The following is a 21,892-nucleotide window of genomic DNA, read 5'->3' on the forward strand; positions in this document are numbered from 1 at the left end:
GCAAGTCTGCCAGACCGCTCGTAGCCGTCTGCTCATCCTCTGGAAGTGGATTCTTCACCGGCTGTCCCCCTTGAGGGGTAGGGGCCGGCGCCCACCGGGGTAGGGGGTGCTCGGGGGTTGGGTGCATACCGGTGGGACGGACATACGTCCCATTGTCACGCGCGTCGCTCCAGGGGAGTAATCGGGGTGGTCGGAGACGGTCCTCCACCTGGAACTTCCGGCGACGAAACGATTTCTGCATCTTGCTGAAACATATTGCAGGCCGCTAGCTTCCTGGGAAATCGATCGCCCCTTCCCCCTAAGGGAGCCCTCAGTGGCCGATGCCCCGCTCCGCCCCCGACGGAGCACTGCCCGACGAACCCCTGGCCGCCGCAGACCTCCGGGCCGCACGGCCGTCCTGCTGGCCGCGGCCCTGACCGCCGCCACCCTCGGCAGCGCCCCCGCGGCCCTCGCCGCCGCCCCGCCTGCCCCGCCCTCGGACGCCGCGCTGGCGGCCACCGCCGGGCGGCACGACCTCACCCGGGAGCAGTTCTACTTCGTCCTGCCCGACCGCTTCGCCAACGGCGACACCGCCAACGACACCGGAGGCATCACCGGGGGGCGGCTGGAGAACGGCTTCGACCCCGCGGACAAGGGCTTCTACCACGGCGGCGACCTGGCCGGGCTGATCCAGCGGCTCGACTACGTCCAGGACCTCGGCACCACCGCGATCTGGCTGGCCCCGATCTTCAAGAACAAGCCGGTGCAGGGCAGCGGGGCCGACGCCTCGGCCGGCTACCACGGCTACTGGATCACCGACTTCACCCAGGTCGACCCGCACTTCGGCACCAACGAGCAGCTCAAGGAGCTGATAGCCAAGGCGCACGCCCGCGGCATCAAGGTCTTCTTCGACGTCATCACCAACCACACCGCCGACGTCATCGACTACGCCGAGAAGCAGTACGGCTACCGCTCCGCCGGCGCCTACCCGACGCTCGACGCGGACGGGAACCCGGTGGACGAGACCGCCGTCGCCGACGCGGGCGCCCCCTGGCCGCGGACCACCAAGGACTCCTTCCCCTACACCCCGGTCTTCCGCACCCCGGCCGACGCCGCGGCCAAGACCCCGTCCTGGCTCAACGACCCGGCGCTCTACCACAACCGGGGCGACTCGACCTTCGTCGGCGAGTCCGCCACCGAGGGCGACTTCAGCGGCCTGGACGACCTCGACACCCAGAACCCCAAGGTGGTGAAGGGCTTCGAGAAGGTCTACCAGCAGTGGGTCAAGGACGCCGGCGTGGACGGCTTCCGGATCGACACCGTCAAGCACGTCAACATGGCGTTCTGGCAGCAGTGGGCCCCCGCGCTCAAGGACTTCGCCGCCAAGCAGGGCAACAAGAAGTTCTTCATGTTCGGCGAGGTCTACTCCGGCGACCCGGCGGTCACCTCGCCGTACGTCACCAAGGGCAGGCTCCAGGCCACCCTGGACTTCCCGTTCCAGGGCGCGGCCCGCTCCTACGTCTCGCAGGGCGGCTCGGCGCGCGGCCTCGCCGACGTCTACGCCCAGGACTACCGCTACACCAGCGCCGACACCGACGCGTACGAGCTGCCCACCTTCCTCGGCAACCACGACATGGGCCGCTTCGGCTCCTTCCTGCTCGCCGACAACCCGGGCGCCGACGACGCCACCCTGCTCAGGAAGGACCGGCTCGGCAACGAGCTGCAGTTCCTCACCCGCGGCCAGCCCGTCGTCTACTACGGCGACGAGCAGGGCTTCACCGGCGCGGGCGGCGACAAGGACGCCCGGCAGGACCTGTTCGCCTCGAAGACGGCCTCCTACAACGGCGACCGGGTGCTCGGCGGCCCCTCCGGCCCGGCCGACCGGTACGGGCAGGGCGGCGAGCTCTACCAGGGCATCGCCGGACTGGCCAAGCTGCGCCGCGACAACCCGGCCCTGGCCGACGGCGCCCAGATCGAGCGGTACGCCGCCGACGGCGCCGGCGTGTACGCCTTCTCCCGGATCGACGCCGGGCAGCAGGTCGAGTACGTGGTCGCGGTCAACAACGCCGCCGAGGCGAAGACCGTCACCCTGGACACCTTCTCGGCGGGGATGGGCTTCGACCCGGTCTACCCGGCGGCGGGCGCCCGCGTCACCAGCGGCGCCGACCGCAAGGTGACGGTCACCGTGCCCGCGCTGTCCTCGCTCGTCCTCAAGGCGGGCGGCCGGCTCGCGCCGGTGGCCGCCGCGCCGCAGCTCTCGGTGCAGCCGCCCGCGGACGGCTCGACCGGGCTCGTCACGGTCGGCGCCACCACGGACGGCGGCTTCAACCGGGTGAGCTTCGCCGCCCAGATCGGCAACGGGCCCTGGCAGACCCTGGGCACCGCCGACAACGGCGGGTACAAGGTCACCCAGGACCTGGCCGCCGTCGCCCCCGGCACGGTGGTCCGCTACAAGGCCGTCGTCCGGGACTCCAGCGGCCACCTGCGCTCCGCCACCGCGAGCTTCACCACCGGCACCCCCGCGCCCAAGCCCGCGCCCACCGCCGGCTCCCGCCCGTACGCCGTCGTCCACTACAACCGGCCGGACGGCGACTACGACGGCTGGAACCTCTACGCCTGGGGCGACCTCGCCGACGGCGAGGCCACCCCGTGGCCGGCCGGGCACGCCTTCACCGGGCGGGACGCCTACGGCGCCTTCGCGTACGTGAAGCTCAAGCCCGGCGCCTCGGACGTCGGCTTCATCGTGGAGAAGGACGGCGTCAAGGACGTCGACGCCGACCGGCACCTCGACGTCGGCAGCACCGGCGAGGTGTGGCTGAAGCAGGGGGACGCGACCGTCCGCACGGCGAACCCGGGACCGCCGGCTGGGTCGACCGGTCCTGGCCAGCCGGCGAACACCGCCGTCATCCACTACAACCGGGCCGACGGCGACTACGACGGCTGGGGCCTGCACGACTGGACCGGCGCCGCCACCCCGACCGACTGGGGCAAGCCGCTGACCCCGGCCCGCCGCGACGCCTTCGGCGCCGTCTTCGAGGTGCCGCTCGCCCCCGGGGCGACCAGCCTCAGCTACATCCTGCACAAGGGCAACGACAAGGACCTGCCCGCCGACCAGTCGCTGGACCTCGCCGTCAACGGCAAGGAGGTCTGGGTGCTCGGCGGCCGCGAGGGCTACCTGCTGCCGCAGAACCCGGCCGCCTCCTCGCAGATCGACCTCACCGGCGCCAAGGCCCAGTGGATCGACGCGAGGACCGTCGTCGTCCCGGCGAACTACGGCGCGGGCGACGACGCCCTGGCCAGCGGCACCAGCGCCCAGCTGGTCTACGACCCCGAGGGCGGCATCCGGGCCGACAAGGGCGCGCTGACCAAGCCCGGCAAGTGGCTGCGGCTCACCCCGGCCAAGGGCGGGATGACCGACGCCCAGAAGGCCGAGTACCCGCACCTGGCGGGCTACCGGGCCTTCACCGTGGACCCCCGGGACGCCGCCCGCGTCCCGGCCGCGCTCCGCGGCCAGCTGCTGTTCACCGAACACCTGCCCAGCGGCGCCGTCCTGGCCGGCACCGGGGTGCAGACCCCGGGCGTGCTGGACGACCTGTACGCCGGGCGGACCGGCAAGGTCGACTTCGGCCCGGCCTACTACAACGGCAAGGTGGCGCTGTCGCTCTGGGCGCCGACCGCGCAGGAGGTCTCCGTCCAGGTCTTCGACAGCGCCACCGGGGGCACCCCGAAGACGCTGCCGCTGAAGCTCGACGACGAGACCGGCGTCTGGGAAGTCGTCCGCGACAAGGGCGAGTTGGACGGCAGGTACTACCTGTACCAGGTGAAGGTCTGGGCGCCGTCCACCCAGCAGCTGGTGGTCAACACCGTCACCGACCCGTACTCGGTGGCGCTGTCCACCGACTCCCGGCGCAGCCTGGTCGCCGACCTCGACGCCAAGGCGCTCAAGCCCGCGGGCTGGGACGACCACGCTCGCCCGCAGGCCGTCCCGCCCGCCCAGCAGCAGATCCAGGAACTGCACGTCCGGGACTTCTCGGTGGAGGACCCCACCGTCCCGGCCGCCGAGCGCGGCACCTACCTGGCGTTCACCGAGTCGGACTCGGCCGGCATGCGGCACCTGCGGGACCTGGCCAAGGCCGGGGTGACCACGGTCCACCTGCTGCCGACCTTCGACATCGCCACCGTCCGGGAGAACCGGGCCGACCAGAAGCTGCCGGCCTGCGACCTCGAGTCCCTTCCCCCGGACGGCCCGAAGCAGCAGGAGTGCGTGGCGGCCGTGGCCGCCGACGACGCGTACAACTGGGGCTACGACCCGCTGCACTACAACGTGCCGGAGGGCTCGTACGCCACCGACCCGAACGGGGTCGCCCGCACGGTGCAGTTCCGGCAGATGGTGCAGGCGATGCACGCGGCCGGGCTGCGGGTGGTGCTCGACGTGGTCTACAACCACACCGCCGCGAGCGGCCAGGCCGAGCACTCGGTGCTGGACAAGGTGGTCCCCGGCTACTACCAGCGGCTGGACGCCGACGGCAAGGTGACGGCGGACAGCTGCTGCGCCGACACCGCGCCCGAGCACGCCATGATGAACCGGCTGGTGGTCGACTCGGTGACGCTGTGGGCCCGCGAGTACAAGGTGGACGGCTTCCGCTTCGACCTGATGGGCCTGGACCCGAAGTCCACCATGCTGGACGTGCAGGCCGCGCTGCGGAAGATGACGCCGGACTCGGACGGCGTGGACGGGAAGAACGTGTTCCTCTACGGCGAGGGCTGGAACTTCGGCGCCGTCGCGAACAACGCCCGGTTCGAGCAGGCCACCCAGCAGAACATGGCCGGCACCGGCATCGCCACCTTCGACGACCGGATCCGGGACGCCGCCCGCGGCGGCAACTTCATGCTGAACTCCGCCCCGCAGCAGGGCTTCGCCTCGGGCCTGTACACCGACCCGAACGGCTCGGCCGCGAACGGCACCCCGGAGGAGCAGAAGGCCCGGCTGCTGCACCAGATGGACCAGCTGAAGGTCGGGCTGACCGGCAACCTGGCCGGCTACTCCTTCACCGACAGCTCCGGAAAGCCCGTCACCGGCGTCCAGGTCGACTACAACGGCGCCCCGACCGGGTACGCGGCCAAGCCCGGCGAGGCGGTGGAGTACGTGGACGCCCACGACAACACCGACCTCTTCGACGCGCTCGCGTACAAGCTGCCGACCGGCACCGCGCCCGCCGACCGGGCCCGGATGCAGGCGCTCGGGCTCTCGCTGACCGCGCTCACCCAGGGCGCGGGCTTCGCCCAGGCCGGCAGCGACCTGCTGCGCTCCAAGTCGCTCGACTCCAACTCCTACGACTCGGGGGACTGGTTCAACGCGATCCACTGGGACCCGGCCCAGGGCAACGGCTGGGGCCGCGGCCTGCCGATGGCGAAGGACAACCAGGAGCAGTGGCCGGCCGCCCGGTCCCTGCTGGCGAACCCGGAGCTGACCGTCGGCGCGGCCGACATCCGGTCGGCCTCGGCGCAGTACCAGGAGTTCCTGCGGATCAAGCAGTCCTCGCCGCTGTTCTCGCTGCCGAGCCTGGCCGCCGTCCAGCAGCGGCTCTCCTACCCGCTCTCCGGCACCGCCGGCGAGACGCCCGGGGTGATCACCCTGCACCTGGACGGCACCGGGCTGCCGGGGGCGGAGAAGGGCGTCACGGTGGTCTTCAACGCCACGCCCACGGCGCAGGCGCAGACCGTGCCGGCGCTGAAGGGCACCGGCCAGGCGCTGCACCCCGTCCAGGCGGGCGGGGCGGACCGGGTGGTTCAGCGGTCCGGCTTCGACGCCGCGACCGGCACCTTCACCGTGCCGGGCCGCACCGTGGCGGTGTTCGTCCAGCGCTGACCCGCCGTCGCCGACCGGTCGGCACCGGTTCGTTCCGGTGCCGACCCGTCCGACACTGATTCGTACACCCCGACAACTCCCGGGCCCCGTACCACTGTTCAGGTGGTGCGGGGCCCGGTCGCGGTCGGCGGGGGCACGGTTGCGTTCCGGACGCGCGATGGCCGGAAACCGTTGATGGCACGGCCGGAACTGTGACGTGCCGGGTCTGCCGGGCGCTGTCGGCCACCCGCCGGGGCCGGAACCGGCCCTGAGTGCTGGTCACCGACTGCCGGTGGTGATCGAACTTTGTCCGGGGCCATGAAAACCGTGTTCACGAGTTCGTCGTGGGGTAACACAACTGACGGAGCGCCCTCCATACGGTTTCGGTAATGAATCGGCCAATCCGTGGCATGCATCTGTCATTAACGGCTCGTTTGCTGCCACGATTCCCCCGGCTGTAGACGAGGGGACCCCACCCCCCGGTGCAGCTGTTCCAGTTCAGGTGCAGCGCGTCCGACCCTGCAACGAGTTGTGAGCACCGCATCCGCACTCCCGTCGCACCCGGCGGGGGCCCCCACTGCGCCGCGACCCCGCGGCCCAGGTTTCTCTCCACCGTGCGCGACCCAGCGCCGGTCGGAAAAGGAGTCCGCATGTCCCGTTACGCTCACGCACGGAAGGCGGCGGTTGTCATGGCCGCCTCCACCGCGCTGCTGGTCACCGGCATACCGGTGATCGCCCAGGCGGCCACGCCGGACGCGCCGGCCGCCGTCGCGGCCCAGCAGGCGAACCGCGCCCAGCTGATCTCTGCCGCGAACCAGCAGACCACCAGCCTCGCCCAGAGCCTCGGGCTGAGCGGTGAGGAGAAGCTGGTCACCAAGGACGTCTTCCAGGACGCGGACGGCACCCGCCACCTGCGGTACGAGCGCACCCTCAACGGACTGCCCGTCCTGGGTGGGGACCTGGTGGTGCACCAGGCGCCCACCGGTGCGACCAAGAGCGTTGACCGGGCCAGCACCGCCCCGCTGAGCGGTGTCAGCACCACGCCGAAGCTGGCCGCCCCGGCCGCGCAGACCGCCGCGCTCGCCGCCGAGCAGGGCACCGCGGTCGACACCGCGCCGCGCCTGGTGGTCTGGGCCGCGGACAACAGCCCCCGGCTGGCCTGGGAGACCGTCGTCTCCTCGACCAAGTCCGACGGCACCCCGAGCAAGATGCACGTCGTCACCGACGCCACCAGCGGCCAGGTCATCCAGCAGTGGGACGGCATCGAGACCGGCTCCGGCAAGGGCGTCTTCGTCGGCAACGTCACCATCGGCACCACCCAGTCGGGTTCGTCGTACCAGCTGAAGGACGGCACCCGCGGTGGGATGTACACCACCAACCTGAACCACGGGACCTCGGGCACCGGCACGCTGTACAGCAAGTCCACCGACACCTGGGGCGACGGCACCGTCAACAACGGCGAGTCCGCCGCGGTCGACGCCCACTACGGCGTCGCGGCCACCTGGGACTACTACAAGAACACCTTCGGCCGCAACGGCATCCGCAACGACGGTGTCGGCGCCTACAGCCGCGTCCACTACGGCAACAACTACGTGAACGCGTTCTGGGACGACTCCTGCTTCTGCATGACGTACGGCGACGGCAGCAACAACACCGCGCCGCTGACCGAGCTGGACGTCGCGGGCCACGAGATGAGCCACGGCGTCACCGCGGCCACCGCCAACCTGACCTACTCCGGCGAGTCCGGCGGCCTCAACGAGGCCACCTCGGACATCTTCGGCACGATGGTCGAGTTCTACGCCAACATCCCGACCGACAACCCCGACTACCTGATCGGTGAGTTGATCAACATCAACGGGGACGGCACCCCGCTGCGCTACATGGACAAGCCGTCCAAGGACGGTGCCTCGGCCGACTACTGGTCCTCCACCGTCGGCAACAAGGACGTCCACTACTCGTCCGGTGTCGCCAACCACTTCTTCTACCTGCTGTCCGAGGGCAGCGGCGCGAAGACCGTCAACGGCGTCAACTACGACTCGCCGACCCAGGGCAACATCGCGGTCACCGGCATCGGCCGGGACAAGGCGGCGGCCGTCTGGTACCGCGCGCTGACCACCTACATGACCTCCAGCACCAACTACGCCGCGGCGCGCACCGCGACGGAGAAGGCGGCCACCGACCTGTACGGGGCCGGCAGCGCCGAGCTGGCCGCGGTCGGCACCGCCTGGGCGGGCGTCAACGTCGGCACGGCGCCCAACCCGGGCGGCGTCACCGTCACCAACCCGGGCAACCAGTCCACCGCCGTCGGCGGCGCGGTCAACCTGGCGATCAAGGCCACCGGTGGCACCGCCCCGCTGACCTACTCGGCCACCGGCCTGCCCACCGGCCTGTCGATCAACGCCTCCACCGGCGCGATCACCGGCACCGCCTCCACTGCGGGCACCTACAACGTGACCGTCACGGCGAAGGACTCGGCCGGCAAGACCGGTACGACCAGCTTCACCTGGACCGTCTCCACCGGTGGCGGCGGCTGCACCCCGGCCCAGCTGCTGGGCAACGAGGGCTTCGAGTCGGGCACGGCCACGCCGTGGACCGCGTCGAGCGGCGTGGTGGACAGCAGCGCCTCGCAGGCGGCCCACAGCGGCTCCTGGAAGGCGTGGCTGAACGGCTACGGCTCCACCCACTCGGACTCGCTGTCGCAGACGGTGAGCATCCCGGCCGGCTGCAAGGCGACGCTGAGCTTCTGGCTGCACATCGACACCGCCGAGTCGGGCACCACCGCGTACGACAAGCTGACCGTCTCGGTGAACGGCACCGCGCTGAAGACCTACTCCAACGTGGACGCCGCGGCCGGCTACCAGCAGCGCACCTTCGACCTGTCGGCCTACGCGGGCCAGACGGTCACCGTGAAGTTCGCCGGGACCGAGGACGCCTCGCTCCAGACCAGCTTCGTGATCGACGACACCTCCGTCCAGACCGGCTGAGCCCGGGCCGGCTCCTGACGGGCCGGTGAACCAGGACAGGTGAGGGGCCCGGCGGCTACGGCTGCCGGGCCCTTGTCGTGCCCGCTCCCCCTGGCCCGGCCCCGGCTCCTCCTCGGCTTCTCCCGGGCTTTCGACCAAGGTCTTGACGGCCCCCGCGGGTGCCTCTAGGTTCGGCGCTGCAAGTTTCCGGCAAGTTGCAGAAACTTCCTGCAGTTCCCCTGCGGCCCTTCCGCAGGCTCCCCCTCCGGCTGCCCCACCCCAGCCACCCCCAGGAGACGACGTGGTCACCACCGCCCCCGCCCGCCGGCCCGCCCGCGCGGCCGGTGCGCTCGCCGCCTCGGCGGCGCTCGCCCTCTCGCTCGGCACCTCCCTCGGTGCCCCCGCCGCCCAGGCCGCCCCGCCCGCCAACAACGGCAAGGACGTCACCGCCACCCTCTTCGAGTGGCGCTTCGACTCCGTCGCCCAGGCCTGCACCTCCACCCTCGGGCCCAAGGGCTACGGCTTCGTCGAGGTCTCCCCGCCGCAGGAGCACATCCAGGGCGCGCAGTGGTGGACCTCCTACCAGCCGGTCAGCTACAGGATCGCCGGACGGCTCGGCGACCGCACGTCCTTCAAGAACATGGTCGCCACCTGCCACGCGGCCGGGGTCAAGGTGATAGCCGACGCGGTGGTCAACCACATGTCGGCGGGCTCCGGCACCGGCACCGGCGGCACCGCGTACACCAAGTACAACTACCCCGGCACGTACCAGGACCAGGACTTCCACGGCTGCCGCCAGCCGATCACCAACTACCAGGACCGCGGCAACGTCCAGAACTGCGAACTGGAGAACCTCTCCGACCTGGACACCGGCAGCGCGTACGTCCAGACCACCATCGCGCACTACCTGGACGACCTGGCCTCGCTCGGCGTCGACGGCTACCGGATCGACGCCGCCAAGCACATCGCCGCCGCCGACCTCGCCGCGATCAAGGCCAGGATGGCCAACCCCAAGGCGTACTGGGTCCAGGAGGTCATCTACGGCGCCGGCGAGCCGGTCCAGCCCACCGAGTACACCGGCACCGGCGACCTGGACGAGTTCCGGGCCGGCACCGACCTCAAGCGGATGTTCACCACCGACAAGCTCGCCAACCTCAGCGGCTGGGGCGCCTCCTGGGGCTACCTGCCGAGCGGCCAGGCGCGCACCTTCGTCGACAACTGGGACACCGAGCGCAACGGCTCCACCCTCAACTCCACCTACGGCAACACCTACACGCTCGCCAACGTCTTCCTGCTGGCCTCGCCGTACGGCGCCCCCAACGTCTACTCCGGCTACTCCTTCACCAACAAGGACGACGGCCCGCCGAACGGCGGCACCGTCAACGCCTGCTACCAGGACGGCTGGAACTGCACCCACGCCTGGCGGCAGATCGCCAACATGGTCGGCTTCCGCAACGCGGTGGCGGGCACCGGGGTGAGCAACTGGTGGTCCAACGGCGGCAACGCGATCGCCTTCGGCCGCGGCGGCAAGGGCTACGTCGCGATCAACCACGAGGGCGCCGCGATCACCCGGACTTTCCAGACCGGGCTGCCGGCCGGCACCTACTGCGACGTCCAGCACGGCGACCCGCAGGCCGGCGGCGGCTGCACCGGCCCGACCTACCAGGTGGGCGCCGACGGGCAGTTCACCGCCACGGTCGGCGCGGGCGACGCCGTCGCGCTGTACGTCCAGCCCGGCGCGAGCGTCTCCGGCGCCTCGTTCAACGTCAACGCGACCACCACGCCCGGGCAGAACATCTACCTGGTCGGCGACGCCGCGGCGCTCGGCGGCTGGGACCCGGCGAAGGCGCTGCCGCTCTCCTCGGCGGGCTACCCGGTCTGGTCGCTTGCGCTGTCGCTGCCGGCCGGCACGTCCTTCCAGTACAAGTACGTCCGCAAGGACGCGAGCGGCGCGGTGACCTGGGAGTCCGGCGCCAACCGGACGGCGACGGTGCCCTCGGGCGGGACGGTCACGCTGAACGACACCTGGCGGCCGTGAGGCCGGAGCGGACCGGGGCCCCGTCGGCATCGACCGACGGGGCCCCTCCCGCGGCCCTCCGGGCCGGGGTTCAGCCCCGCCCGATGTAGGGCATGGCCGTCGCCATCACGGTGGCGAACTGCACGTTGGCCTCCAGCGGCAGCCCGGCCATGTGCCGTACGGTGCGCGCCACGTCGGCCACGTCCATGGTCGGCTCGGGGGCGATCCGGCCGTCCGCCTGCCGCACGCCCGCGCCCATCGCCGCCGTCATGTCGGTCGCCGCGTTGCCGATGTCGATCTGCCCGCAGGCGATCCGGTACGGGCGGCCGTCCAGCGACAGCGACCTGGTCAGGCCGGTCACGGCGTGCTTGGTCGCGGTGTAGGCGATCGAGTGCGGGCGCGGGACGTGCGCGGAGATCGAGCCGTTGTTGATGATCCGGCCACCCCGCGGGTCCTGCTCCTTCATCCGCCGGAACGCGGCCCGGGCACAGAGGAAGGCGCCGGTCAGGTTGAGGTCGACCACGGCCCGCCAGTCCTCGACCGCCAGCTCGTCCACCGGGACGGCCGGGCCGAAGGCGCCGGCGTTGTTGAACAGCAGGTCCACCCGGCCGTGGCGCTCGGCGGCCGCGGCGAACAGCGCGTCCACCGCGGCCGGGTCGGTGACGTCGGTCGGCACCACGTCGGCCGGGCCGGCGCAGAGCGCGGCGGTCTCCCGCAGCGGTCCGGACCGGCGGCCGGCCAGCATCGTCCGCCAGCCGTCCGCGGCCAGTTCCACCGCCACGGCCCGGCCGACGCCGCTCCCGGCTCCGGTGACGACGGCGATCCGCTGGTTCATGGCACCCTCCTCGATGACTGTTCCCGGTCGGCCCCGGCCTGGGCGTGCCCTGGGCATGGCCTGGGCACAGCCTGGGCAAGGCCTGGGCGTGCCCCGGAGATCTTCGCGGATCCGGGGGCCGCCGTCACTGGTCGAAGCCGCCGAGAGGCTGGTCGAATCACCAGAATCCGGACGATTCGACGGGGCTCCGACGGTCACCCCCGCCGACCGGCCCCCGCCGACCGGGGGGACGGGTGAAGGCTTTTACCTGATCGCGAACAAACATTGGATTTCCGGTGGCCACCGCGCAACCGGGCCACCCCGGCCTACGTCATAAGATCGCAGGAAGGCGCACCCCCGCGAAGGGGCGGCGCGCCATCACTCCGGGGGACGCGCCAGCGCTGTGCCCTCGGGCATGTCCGGCCCCACCGGGGGGCCGCCGCCCGGTCACGGACCGGGCGCGACATCGGTCGGAGAGTCCTCACCGTGCTTAGGCAGTCGTCCCGTTCCCGCGCCGTCCTGTCCGGCGCCGCCGTGCTCGCCCTGGCCGCCTCGCTCGCGGCCTGCGGGAGTTCCGGCGGTGGGAAGGGGGACAGCGCCACGGCGAGCGCCGGCGCGACCGGCGGCAGCTCGTCGGGCAGCCCGAGCACCACCGGCACCGGCCAGCCCGCGACCGGCAGCGCGACCCCGGCCGCCGCCTCCGGCAAGGTGCTGATGCCCACCGGGCCCGCCGCCGCCCTCAGCAAGTCCCGGGACACCGGCGCCGGCCCGATCATGATGACCAAGGTGACCGGCGCGAAGTCCGGCGTCACCGGCCAGGTCTGGGTCTGGCTGCCGCCCGAGTACAACGACCCCAAGTTCGCCAAGACCGGCTTCCCGGTGCTCACCCTGTTCGCGGGCGGCCAGAGCAACGGCTACAACACCTGGACCGACAACCAGCTGCCGATCCAGGAGGAGAACGAGCGGCTGGTCAAGGAGGGCAAGTCCCACCCGTTCATCATGATCATGCCGGTGCAGAACTTCAACGGCGACGAGAAGAACGCGCTGGACTGCTCCGACATCCCGGGCCAGGCCAAGATGGCCACCTGGATGGCCGAGGACCTCCCGGACTTCGTCCGCGCCAACTTCCGCACCGTGAAGGGCCGTGACGGCTGGGGCGTGATGGGCGCCTCCACCGGCGGCTTCTGCAGCGCCAAGCTCGCCCTCCAGTACCCGCAGGTCTACAAGGCCGCGGTGCCGATCGACGGCTACTTCATACCGGACTCGGGGCTGTGGAAGGGCCACGACGCGGAGAAGGCCGCCAACAACCCGGACGTGCTGGTCACCCAGGGCAAGGCGGACGTGAGCATGCTGGTCACCGCGGGCGGCGCCAACCCGTACGAGACCAAGGTGGTCAAGAGCTGGGTGGAGAAGGCGGTGCCGCCGGTGAACCTCCAGTACCACGAGCAGCCCGGCGGCAAGCACCTGACCTCGGACTTCAAGAAGATGATCCCGGACACCCTGGTGTGGCTCACCGCCCACCTGGCGGGGCCGGCGGCCGACTGAGGCCCCTGCTCCGACCTGTTTCCCACCTGCTCCCACCGCTGCCGCCGGTGCCGGGACGCGTTCGCGCTCCCGGCACCGGCGGTTCTGCTTCCGGAGGGTCTGCGCGCGGGCCTTCCCGCGGTTCTTCCGCGGGTCTTCCAGCGGCTTCCCCGGTGGGGCTCGCCGGGGGGTTCCGGTGCGGGTCCGCCGCCCGTCGGCAGCCCCGTGACCTGCGCGTCAATCGGACATTGATTCGCTTCTGATCGACTGCGAGCACCTTGGCTGGGGCGGTCCTCACCGGCCGCCACCACCCGTCGTGCCCCAAGCAGTGAAGAGAGTCCCATGCCGATCCACCTGGTGCCCCAGCCCGTCCACACCGTGCCCGCCCAGGGCCAGTCCGGAGCCGACTCGCTGGGCGGGGACGCGTACGCGTACGGGCAGGTCGTGGACGACGAGCCGGCCACCCCGCGGTTCGCCGGCCTGCGCCTGGTGCACGCCGCGCTGCGCCGGGACCTCGCCCGGCTGCCCAACGCGCTGCGGCTGCTCCAGCCCGACGAGGACGACAAGGGCGAGGCGCTGCTGCGGCACTGGAACTTCATCACCGCCATGCTCACCTGCCACCACGAGCAGCAGGACACCCGGCTCTGGCCGATCGTGCGCCGCTTCGCGCCCGAGCTGCGGCTGCTGCTCAACTGGCTGGAGGACGACCACCACAACCTGGACCACTCCTTCACCCGGGTCACCACGCTGGTGCGGATAGCGAGCCGGGACACCGGCAGCGCCTGGCCGGTCGCGTACGCGATGGAGGACCTGGCGGCCCGGCTGGAGACCCACCTGCGGATCGAGGAGCGGCAGCTGCTGCCCCGGATGGAGCGGGTGATCGCCGACGGCTCCCGGCTCGGCGGGCTGGGCGAGCTGCTGGACCTGCTGCGGCTGGCCGACGGCCCGGGCGTCGCGGACGCGCTGGCCTGGCTGCTGGAGGGTGTGGAGCCCGCGCTGGTCGAGCGGCTGCTGGCCGAGTGCGACGACGACGTGGCCCGCAACTGGCCGCACTGGCACGCGACCTACCAGCGCTGCACCTCGCCGCTGTGGGGGCCGGTGGACGGTCCGGTCGGCGGTGCCGGCACGGGCGCTGGCTTTGGCCTCGGCACCGGCTTCGGCGGTCTGGGGAGCGTCGCCGACTGACCCCGGGGCCTCTTCTCGGGCCGTTGATCTACGCGCGTGGCATGGGCCTCCGGTACGGGCCTCCGGCATATGCCTGACGGCTCTCGGGGGCTGGCTGATATTCCAACTCTCCGTATTTCCAGGGGTATTGGGCCCACCGGCATCGGGTGCCGGCCGTCCTGCCCGCCGCTCCGGCCGCTTACTCCGGCAGGCGGTTGAGCCACTCCAGCGGTGCGACCCGGATCGCCGTGTGCGGCGAGCCGTCCCACTCCGCCGTCAGCCCGACGGCCTCCAGCGCGGCGACCACCGTCCGCCCGACCTCCGCCGTCCGGCGCTCCGAGACCTCGGTCGTCTCCTCCCCGGCGCGGAACCCGCCGTAGCGCAGCATCAGCCCCCGGCCGGCGGCCGCCGCCTCGGTGTCCTGCTGGTGGAAGAAGACGAAGCCGACCGAGCCCTCCCCGGCCTCGCCGCCGATCTCCGCGTAGCCGCAGCCCGCGCAGCAGGTGAAGTCCATCGCCGCGACGATGCCCTGGTCCTCCAGCGCGTCGAAGGCGTCCGCCAGCCGGTCCACGTCGGTGGTCTCCGGCCAGGCCGCCTGCTCGGCCAGCCGCGCGGCCCACAGCGGAGCGACGATCCGCTCCGCCTCCTCCTGCGTCAGCCCCTGGTCGTCGAGGTCCTCGACCAGGGACTCGGCTATCTCGTCCGGCTCCTGGAAGCCGCACCGGATCAACTCGCTTGCCCGCTCCTGGACTTCGCGCAGCACGTCGGGGGTGAGAACCGTCTCCTCGGTCATGCCCGCATCCTCGCACCCGCCACTGACACCGACGGCCGGGCGCGGGGGCGGGGACCGGCGCTTCGCCGCGGGCCGCCGTCCTGCTACCGTCCCGCCGGTGACCTCCCTGCTGCAACCACCGCTGCTCACCCGGCTGCTGGCCGCCGAGCGCATCCTGATCGCCGGAGCCGGCGGCGGATTCGACGTGTACGCCGGGCTGCCGATCGCCCTCGCCCTGCGGGCCGCGGGGAAGGAGGTGCACCTGGCCAACCTCTCCTTCTCCCACCTCTACGGCCTGCCGCTCGACGTCTGGGCGGAGTCCGACGTGGCCCGGATCGGACCGGACACCGCCGCCCCCGAGGGCTACTTCCCGGAGCGCACCCTGGCCCGCTGGCTGAACCGGCACGGCATGCCCGACACCGTGTGGGCCTTCCCGTCAGTGGGTGTGCAGCCGCTGCGCGAGGCCTACCGCGCGCTGGTCGGCCGCCTGGGTGTGGACGCGGTCCTGCTGGTGGACGGCGGCACCGACATCCTGATGCGCGGCGACGAGGCCGGACTCGGCACCCCGGAGGAGGACATGGCGAGCCTGGGCGCGGTGGCCGGCCTGGACGAGGTGCCCGAGCGGCTGGTCGCCTGCCTCGGCTTCGGCATCGACGCCCACCACGGCGTCAACCACTCCCTGGTGCTGGAGAACCTCGCCGCGATCGACCGGGCCGGCGGCTACCTCGGCGCGTTCTCCGTCCCGCGCGACAGCCGGGAGGGGGTGCTCTACCTGGACGCCGTCGAGCACGCCCGGGCCGCCTTCCCGGAACACCCCAGCATCGTCAACGGCTCGGTGGCGGCGGCGCTGCGCGGCGAGTTCGGCGACGTCCGCTTCACCGAGCGGACCAAGGGCGAGCAGCTCTTCATCAATCCGCTGATGACGCTCTACTTCGGCGTCACGGTCGAGGCGCTGGCCGCCGAGCACCGGTACCTGGACCGGCTGGAGAACACCGTGGTGACCCGCCAGATCGCCACCGTCATCGCGGAGTTCCAGGACGAGCTGCCGCGTCAGCGGCCGCCCCGGCAGTTCCCGCACTGACCCGGGGCGCCTGGGTGGGCCGTGCCGGGGGGCCGGTCAGAGCGGGGCGAGCCGGAACTCCAGGTTCCCGAACCGCACCTGGTCGCCGGGCCGGACCCGGACGCCGCCCGCTATCCGGCGCCCGTTCACATGGGTGCCGTTGGTCGAGCCGAGGTCGTACAGCATCCAGCCGTCCCGCTCGTGCCGCAGTTCGGCGTGGTTCCGGGACACCGAGGGGTCGTGCAGCCGCAGCCCCGAGCCGGGGAGCCGGCCGATCGTCAACTTCCCGGCCCCGGACTGCGGCAGGCTCAGCCCCGGCAGCCGCTCGGTGCGCCAGGCCCTGCCCAGTCGGTCGCCGAAGGCGGAGATCCGCCCGACCGTCCGCAGCACGAACCGCTCGACCGGCCCGCCGGTCGGCAGTCCGGCCACCGCCGCGTCCAACTCGCCGCGGCTGGTGGCCCGGAGGACGATGTCCATCCGGCCGAGGAAGGTGTCGTGCGAGAGCCGCCCGCTGCCCGCGCCGTCCCGCAGCACCCCGAGCGCCTCCTCCCGCTCGGCGTCGGAGGGCCGGACCACGCCGGTCGGCCCGGCCGTGCCGGCGGGGAGCTCAGGAGGCGTCATGGCCACATTGTCCGCGCGGCCGATTCCGGCTGTCCAGATCACGCCGGGCGCGGGCGCGGGGTTCGTACGTCACGGCAGTCCAGACGCCCTTTCCGGCCGGGCGGTTCCGCGCGTTTCCGGGGTGCCGTACGGGCCGTTCCGGGTCGCCGTACCGACGGCCCCCGGCTGCCGTCCGGGCCGTCCCCGGCTGCCGTACGGGCCGTCAGGCCTTGCGGGCGGCGGCCAGGATCTTCTCCGTGGTGTGCAGGAACCGGGAGGTGACCGCGCCCCGGTAGGCCTTGCCGAACATCTCCTTGGTGACCCACTTGCCGTCCCGGAGGTGGACCACCACGTAGGCGGCCCCCGGACCGGCGCCGATCACCTCGACGTCGCCCTTCGGCGAGCGGTGGGGGAGGGCGAGTTCGGCGGGCAGCGGCTCGGAGAGGAAGGCGACGACCAGCCGGACGTCCGGCGTCACCTCGACGCCCCGGAACGGCTCGGCGGCCAGCAGGTCGGCCACCTCGTCCACCGTCCGCAGCAGCACCGGCACCGGGTACCCGAGCGCCTGCTCCAGGTGCTCCTCGATCCGCCCGGTCAGCGCGGCGCGGTCCGGCTCGGCGGTGGTGAAGAAGACGTTGCCGCTCTGGATGTAGGAGCGGACGTTCCCCAACCCGAGCTCGGCGAAGAGCGCCCGCAGCCGCTCCATCCGCACCGTCCGGCCGCCGACGTTGATGGCCCGCAGGAAGGCGATGTACGTGGTCGTGGTGGTCACCCGGCCAGTCTGGCACCGGCCACCGACAGCGGCCCGGCGCTCCCGGCCGGCCGCCCCCGACCGGCCCGCCGCCCCTGCCCCGCATCCGCCCGACCGCCCCTGCCCGTCCGGTCGTCCGTGCCCGGCGGTTGTCGGTGCCGGGTGCCAGACTGGCGCCATGGCTACCTGGCAGGATTTCGAGCACGAGGCCCCCGACCTGGCGCCCCTGGTCCGGGCCCGGTTCGAGGCGAACAAGCACCACGTCCTGGCGACGCTGCGCAAGGACGGATCGCCCCGGGTGAGCGGGACGGAGGTCGAATTCGTCGGCGCCGACCTGTGGATCGGGTCGATGTACGGCGCGGTCAAGGCGCGTGAGCTCCAGCGCGACGCCCGCTTCGCGCTGCACGCGCACCCGGGGGACGAGACCATGGCCGGCGGGGACTCCAAGGTCTCGGGCCGGGCGGTGGAGGTCACCGACGAGACCGAACTCGCCGCCTTCGCCGCCGATCTGCCCGAGCCGCCGCCCACCCCCTTCCACGCCTTCCGGCTGGAGCTCGACCAGGTGGTGCACACCGCCCTGGAGGGCGACCACCTGCTCGTCTTCAACTGGCACCCCGGCCGGCCGGTGGAGCGGATCCAGATCCACTGACCGGCCGACCCGGCTGACCCGGATGAGTCGGCCGGGCGGGCCGGGTGGGCCGCAACCGCCCTACGGCAGAACGGACTTGAGGGCGTCCGGGGTGCGGGCCACGACGGCGTGCCCGTCGTCCGCGGTGATGATCGGGCGCTGGATCAGGATCGGGTGCTCGGCCATCGCCGCGATCCAGCGGTCGCGCGAACCCTCCTCCCGGGGCCAGCCCTTCATCCCCAGGTCCTTCGCGGCCTGCTCGTCGGTGCGGGTGATGTCCCACGGCTCCAGGCCCAGGCGCTCCAGCACCCGCACCAGCTCGGCCGCGGTCGGCGGATCCTCCAGGTAGCGCCGTACGGTGTACTCGACCCCGGCGCCGTCCAGCTCGCCGAGCGCGGTCCGGCACTTGCCGCACCGGGGGTTGATCCAGATCTCCATGCCGGCCACCCTACCGAGCCGCCCGCGCCGGCCCCGACAGCCGCCGCGCGCGATGTCGCCCCGGGCCCGGCGCGCGCTGTCCTCCCGGCCGGCCGCGCGCTGTCCTCCCGTCCCGCCGCGCGCGATCCGTTCCGTACGGGAACTCCGCCCCGCCCACCGGCAGTTGACCGGTCAGGAAGCGTGAGCTCGGGAGGGGAGCAGCGGATGGACGGCGCGGCGATCATCGAACAGCTGATGACCACGGAGGTCAGGACCGATCCGTACCCGTTGTACGCGAAGGCCCGCGAGCTGGGCCCGGTGGCCCCGGCCGGGGACGGCATGTTCGTGGTGAGCGGCTACGCGGCGGTCAAGAAGGTGCTGCGCACGCCCGCCTTCGGCGTCGCGACCGCCGAGATGACCGAGTACGCCGCGCACTCCTCGCTCGCCCTGCTCGGCCGCTCGATCCTCCAGCGCAACGCCCCCGACCAGCCGCGGGTCCGCTCGCTGATCGCCTCGGTGTTCACCGCCCGCCGGGTGGCCGCGCTGCGCCCGGCCGTGGAGGCGGCGGTCGGCCGGCTGCTGGACGGGATGGCCGAGCAGGGCGCCGACGGCTCGTCGGTGGACTTCATGGACGCCTTCGCCTTCCGGCTGCCGGTCGGGGTGATCTGCGAGCTGCTCGGCGTCCCCGAGCAGGACCGCTACCGCTTCCGCGGCCTCACCTCCGACCTGACCGTCGCGCTGGAGATCATGCAGGACCTGGACGGGCTGGCCGCCGCCGACGAGGCCGCCGACGAGCTGGCCGGCTACTTCACCGAGCTGGCCGCCGAGCGTCTGGCCCGTCCGCAGGACGACCTGGTCACCGACCTGGCCCGGATCGCCGCCGCCGACGACGAGCGGCTCTCCGCCCGGGAGCTGCTGGCCAACCTGGTGCTGCTGCTGGTGGCCGGCTTCGAGACCACCACCAACCTGCTCGGCAACGGCCTGGCCCTGCTGTTCCGCCACCCCGAGGCGGCCGCCGGGCTGCGCCGCGGCACGATCACCCCGGCCGGGTTCACCGACGAGGTGCTGCGGTTCGACGCCCCGGTCCAGGCCACCGGGCGGGTCGCGCTGGAGCCGGGCCTGGTCGTCGAGGGCCTGCCGATCCCGCCCGGCAGCGGGCTGACCCTGCTGATCGGCTCGGCCAACCACGACCCGGCCCGGTACGAGCGCCCCGAGGTGTTCGACCCGACCCGCACCGACAGCCAGCCGCTCAGCTTCGGCGGCGGCACCCACTTCTGCCTGGGCTCCCAGCTGGCCCGGCTGGAGGCCGAGGTCGCGGTGCCCGCCCTGCTCGACCGCCTCCCCCGGCTCGCCCCGGGCGGCGTGCCGACCCGGCGCGACCGCCTGGTGCTGCGCGGCTACGAGACGCTGCCGGTGACCGTCCGCTGACGCTCCGCTCCCGGGGGCCGGGGATTTGGCTCCTCCGGCCCCGGGGACCGGGACGTTCGGCCATTCGTGGCAGGGCCGTCCGTGGGAGAGCATGGAGGGACCAAACCGGCCAATCCGGGCGGATCGCCCGGAGTGGCCGCCTGCCAGGAGGTCCCGCCGTGCGCACAGCACCCCGCCCGCCGTGTCCCGCGGCGCTGGAGCCCAAGGCGCCGTGGTGGGTGCCCTGGCTGCCGGTGCTCCTGCTGGTGCTGGACCTGGTCGCCGAGGCCGTCGTCCCGGACGCCGTCGCCGCCGGCTTCCTGCTGACCGCGCTGCCCGTGGTGGCCGCGTTCAGCTACGGGCCGGTGCTGACCGCCGTCACCACGGCCGGCTCCCTGGGCCTCCAGCTCGTCCTGGCGCTGCGCGCGGACCACGTCGACGAGCAGCACCACGTCTGGGTCTACATCGCCACCCTGCTCTCCGGCGTCATGGGCACCGCCCTGTCCTGGCAGCGCACCCGGCAGAACCGCAACCTGCTCCAGGCCCGTACGGTCGCCGAGACCCTGCAGCGCACCGTGCTGCGCCCGGTGCCCGAACGGGCCGGCGGGCTGCGGGTGGCCGGCCTCTACCGCCCGGCCCAGGCCGACGTCCTGGTCGGCGGCGACCTGTACGAGGTGTGCGACACCCGCTTCGGCGTGCGGGTGCTGCTCGGCGACGTCCGGGGCAAGGGCCTGGCCGCGGTCCGCACCGTCGCCGACGTCCTCGGCGCGTTCCGGGCGGCCGCGTACGACACCCCCGGGCTGGTCGACCTCGCCGACCAGCTGGACCGCGCGGTGCTGCGCGACGCCGCCGACCGCGGCGACGACGAACTGTTCGCCACCGCCGTCCTGCTCCAGTACCGGCCCGGCTCGGACTGCGTGGAGATCGTCAACCGCGGCCACACCACCCCGCTGCTCCTCGGCGGCGGGGGCATATCCCCGGTGTCCTGCGCCGACGAGCTCCCGCTCGGCCTCGGCCACCTCGGCCCCGCCGACGAGCGCAGCAAGGCGATCGCCGTCGCGCTGCCCCCGGGCCACACCGTCCTGCTCTACACCGACGGCGTCAGCGAGGCCCGCGACACCACCGGCGCCTTCTACCCGCTGGCCCCCCGCCTCGCCGCCCTCGGCACCACCGCCCCCGACCGCGTGGTCTCCTTCCTGGCCCAGGACGTCCACCGCTACGCCGGCCTCCTCGCCGACGACCTCGCCGTCCTCGCCCTCACCCCGGACACCCCGTAGCCCCGTCCCACTCCCAGAGGTTCGCGAACAGCTCCGCCTGCTCCCGGGCGTCGTCCAGGGCGTGGTGCGTATGGGGCAGGTCCGGCAGCAGCTCCGGCGGCATCGACCGCTTCCCGATCCCGGCGAACGGCACCCCGGCCCGCGCCGCGTACAGCGTCTTCAGGTCCAGGCAGCCGGAGTGCCCGAACGGGCTGGAGCCGGTGAACCGCACCAGGTACCAGTAGAGGAACTGCCAGTCGTACACGGCGGGGTAGCCCACCATCACCGGCTGGTACCGCTGCCCGCCCGGCCCGCCCCGCACCCCCTCCACCCAGCGGCCGAACTCCCGCATCGCCGCCGCCGGATCGGCCCCGTCAGCCTCCAGCGCCGCCCGGTCCAGCCCCGACACCGCCAGCGTCTCCGGGACGTACTCCGCACTGATCGGCCGCAGCTCCCGGTAGAACGCCGCCCCGCCCGCCCCCGCCCGCCGGAACCCCTCCCCGTCGTGCCACCCGGCCACCACCGCCCCGAAGCTCACCATCGAGTACGGCCCCGGGATCGGCCCGTCCGCCTCCACGTCCACCGACACGTACACCGTCGGCGTCACCTTCACCCTGCGTCCCATCCCCCCATCCAACCCACCCCCGCAACCCCGTTTCCCACCCCACCGGCCGCCCCCTCACAACCGAAAG

General features: G+C 72.8%; 15 protein-coding genes. 9 read left to right on the top strand and 6 right to left on the bottom strand.

The window, feature by feature from the left end:
- Positions 1-313 precede the first annotated feature (313 nt).
- The 3 genes from pulA to AMK13_RS01910 all read left to right on the top strand — a co-directional run bounded on the left by pulA (position 314) and on the right by AMK13_RS01910 (position 10,828).
- Entirely contained in the window at positions 314-5,848 is a 5,535-nt protein-coding gene (gene pulA, locus AMK13_RS01900; protein WP_074000861.1) for a pullulanase-type alpha-1,6-glucosidase, read from the top strand.
- Between the two features lie 629 nt (positions 5,849-6,477).
- Positions 6,478-8,811 (top strand): M4 family metallopeptidase, encoded by a 2,334-nt coding sequence (locus tag AMK13_RS01905; RefSeq protein WP_074000862.1) that lies wholly within the window; start codon positions 6,478-6,480, stop codon positions 8,809-8,811.
- Between the two features lie 280 nt (positions 8,812-9,091).
- Entirely contained in the window at positions 9,092-10,828 is a 1,737-nt protein-coding gene (locus AMK13_RS01910; protein WP_074000863.1) for a carbohydrate-binding module family 20 domain-containing protein, read from the top strand.
- Between the two features lie 70 nt (positions 10,829-10,898).
- Here the strand turns inward: AMK13_RS01910 and AMK13_RS01915 are convergent, their stop codons facing one another.
- Positions 10,899-11,642: an SDR family oxidoreductase gene (locus AMK13_RS01915; protein WP_074000864.1), complete on the bottom strand. Its 744-nt coding sequence runs from the start codon at positions 11,640-11,642 to the stop codon at positions 10,899-10,901.
- A gap of 465 nt (positions 11,643-12,107) precedes the next feature.
- Between AMK13_RS01915 and AMK13_RS01920 the strand changes: the two genes are divergently transcribed.
- Entirely contained in the window at positions 12,108-13,166 is a 1,059-nt protein-coding gene (locus AMK13_RS01920; protein WP_079271752.1) for an alpha/beta hydrolase, read from the top strand.
- A gap of 321 nt (positions 13,167-13,487) precedes the next feature.
- Positions 13,488-14,330, top strand: a complete 843-nt coding sequence (locus AMK13_RS01925; protein ID WP_074000865.1) for a hemerythrin domain-containing protein — start codon at positions 13,488-13,490, stop codon at positions 14,328-14,330.
- Between the two features lie 178 nt (positions 14,331-14,508).
- Here AMK13_RS01925 and AMK13_RS01930 read toward each other — a convergent pair whose 3' ends face one another.
- Entirely contained in the window at positions 14,509-15,102 is a 594-nt protein-coding gene (locus AMK13_RS01930; protein WP_074000866.1) for a DUF6891 domain-containing protein, read from the bottom strand.
- A 97-nt stretch (positions 15,103-15,199) separates the two neighbouring features.
- On the opposite strand from AMK13_RS01930, the gene AMK13_RS01935 reads away from it, so the two are divergent.
- Positions 15,200-16,162 carry a DUF1152 domain-containing protein gene (locus tag AMK13_RS01935; protein ID WP_074000867.1) on the top strand — a complete coding sequence of 321 codons (963 nt, stop codon included), beginning with the start codon at positions 15,200-15,202 and terminating at the stop codon, positions 16,160-16,162.
- Positions 16,163-16,198: 36 nt separating this feature from the next.
- Here AMK13_RS01935 and AMK13_RS01940 read toward each other — a convergent pair whose 3' ends face one another.
- Positions 16,199-16,762: a DUF1707 and FHA domain-containing protein gene (locus AMK13_RS01940; RefSeq protein WP_074000868.1), complete on the bottom strand. Its 564-nt coding sequence runs from the start codon at positions 16,760-16,762 to the stop codon at positions 16,199-16,201.
- A 202-nt stretch (positions 16,763-16,964) separates the two neighbouring features.
- A complete protein-coding gene (locus tag AMK13_RS01945; RefSeq protein ID WP_074000869.1) occupies positions 16,965-17,513 on the bottom strand; it encodes a DUF1697 domain-containing protein in 549 nt (182 codons plus the stop codon).
- A 157-nt stretch (positions 17,514-17,670) separates the two neighbouring features.
- Here AMK13_RS01945 and AMK13_RS01950 point away from each other — a divergent pair, with 157 nt between their 5' ends.
- On the top strand, positions 17,671-18,141 hold the full coding sequence (locus AMK13_RS01950) for a pyridoxamine 5'-phosphate oxidase family protein (protein WP_074000870.1): 471 nt from the start codon (positions 17,671-17,673) through the stop codon (positions 18,139-18,141).
- A 60-nt stretch (positions 18,142-18,201) separates the two neighbouring features.
- Here the strand turns inward: AMK13_RS01950 and AMK13_RS01955 are convergent, their stop codons facing one another.
- Positions 18,202-18,558, bottom strand: a complete 357-nt coding sequence (locus AMK13_RS01955; RefSeq protein WP_049650761.1) for an arsenate reductase family protein — start codon at positions 18,556-18,558, stop codon at positions 18,202-18,204.
- Between the two features lie 180 nt (positions 18,559-18,738).
- Here AMK13_RS01955 and AMK13_RS01960 point away from each other — a divergent pair, with 180 nt between their 5' ends.
- Both AMK13_RS01960 and AMK13_RS01965 read left to right on the top strand, forming a co-directional pair.
- On the top strand, positions 18,739-19,965 hold the full coding sequence (locus AMK13_RS01960; protein WP_241852713.1) for a cytochrome P450: 1,227 nt from the start codon (positions 18,739-18,741) through the stop codon (positions 19,963-19,965).
- A 158-nt stretch (positions 19,966-20,123) separates the two neighbouring features.
- Complete coding sequence (locus tag AMK13_RS01965; RefSeq protein WP_143204461.1) at positions 20,124-21,221, top strand: PP2C family protein-serine/threonine phosphatase; 1,098 nt, start codon at positions 20,124-20,126, stop codon at positions 21,219-21,221.
- On the opposite strand, the gene AMK13_RS01970 is transcribed toward AMK13_RS01965, so the two are convergent.
- The gene (locus tag AMK13_RS01970) at positions 21,202-21,825 is read right to left on the bottom strand and encodes a 3'-5' exonuclease (RefSeq protein WP_074000873.1); all 624 of its coding nucleotides are present in this window, start codon (positions 21,823-21,825) and stop codon (positions 21,202-21,204) included. The two genes, AMK13_RS01965 and AMK13_RS01970, sit on opposite strands and share 20 nt — an antisense overlap.
- Between the last annotated feature and the right edge of the window lie 67 nt (positions 21,826-21,892).

Origin of the sequence: Streptomyces sp. CB02056, assembly GCF_001905545.1 — a bacterium.
In the GTDB taxonomy this organism is placed as follows: Bacteria; Actinomycetota; Actinomycetes; order Streptomycetales; family Streptomycetaceae; genus Kitasatospora.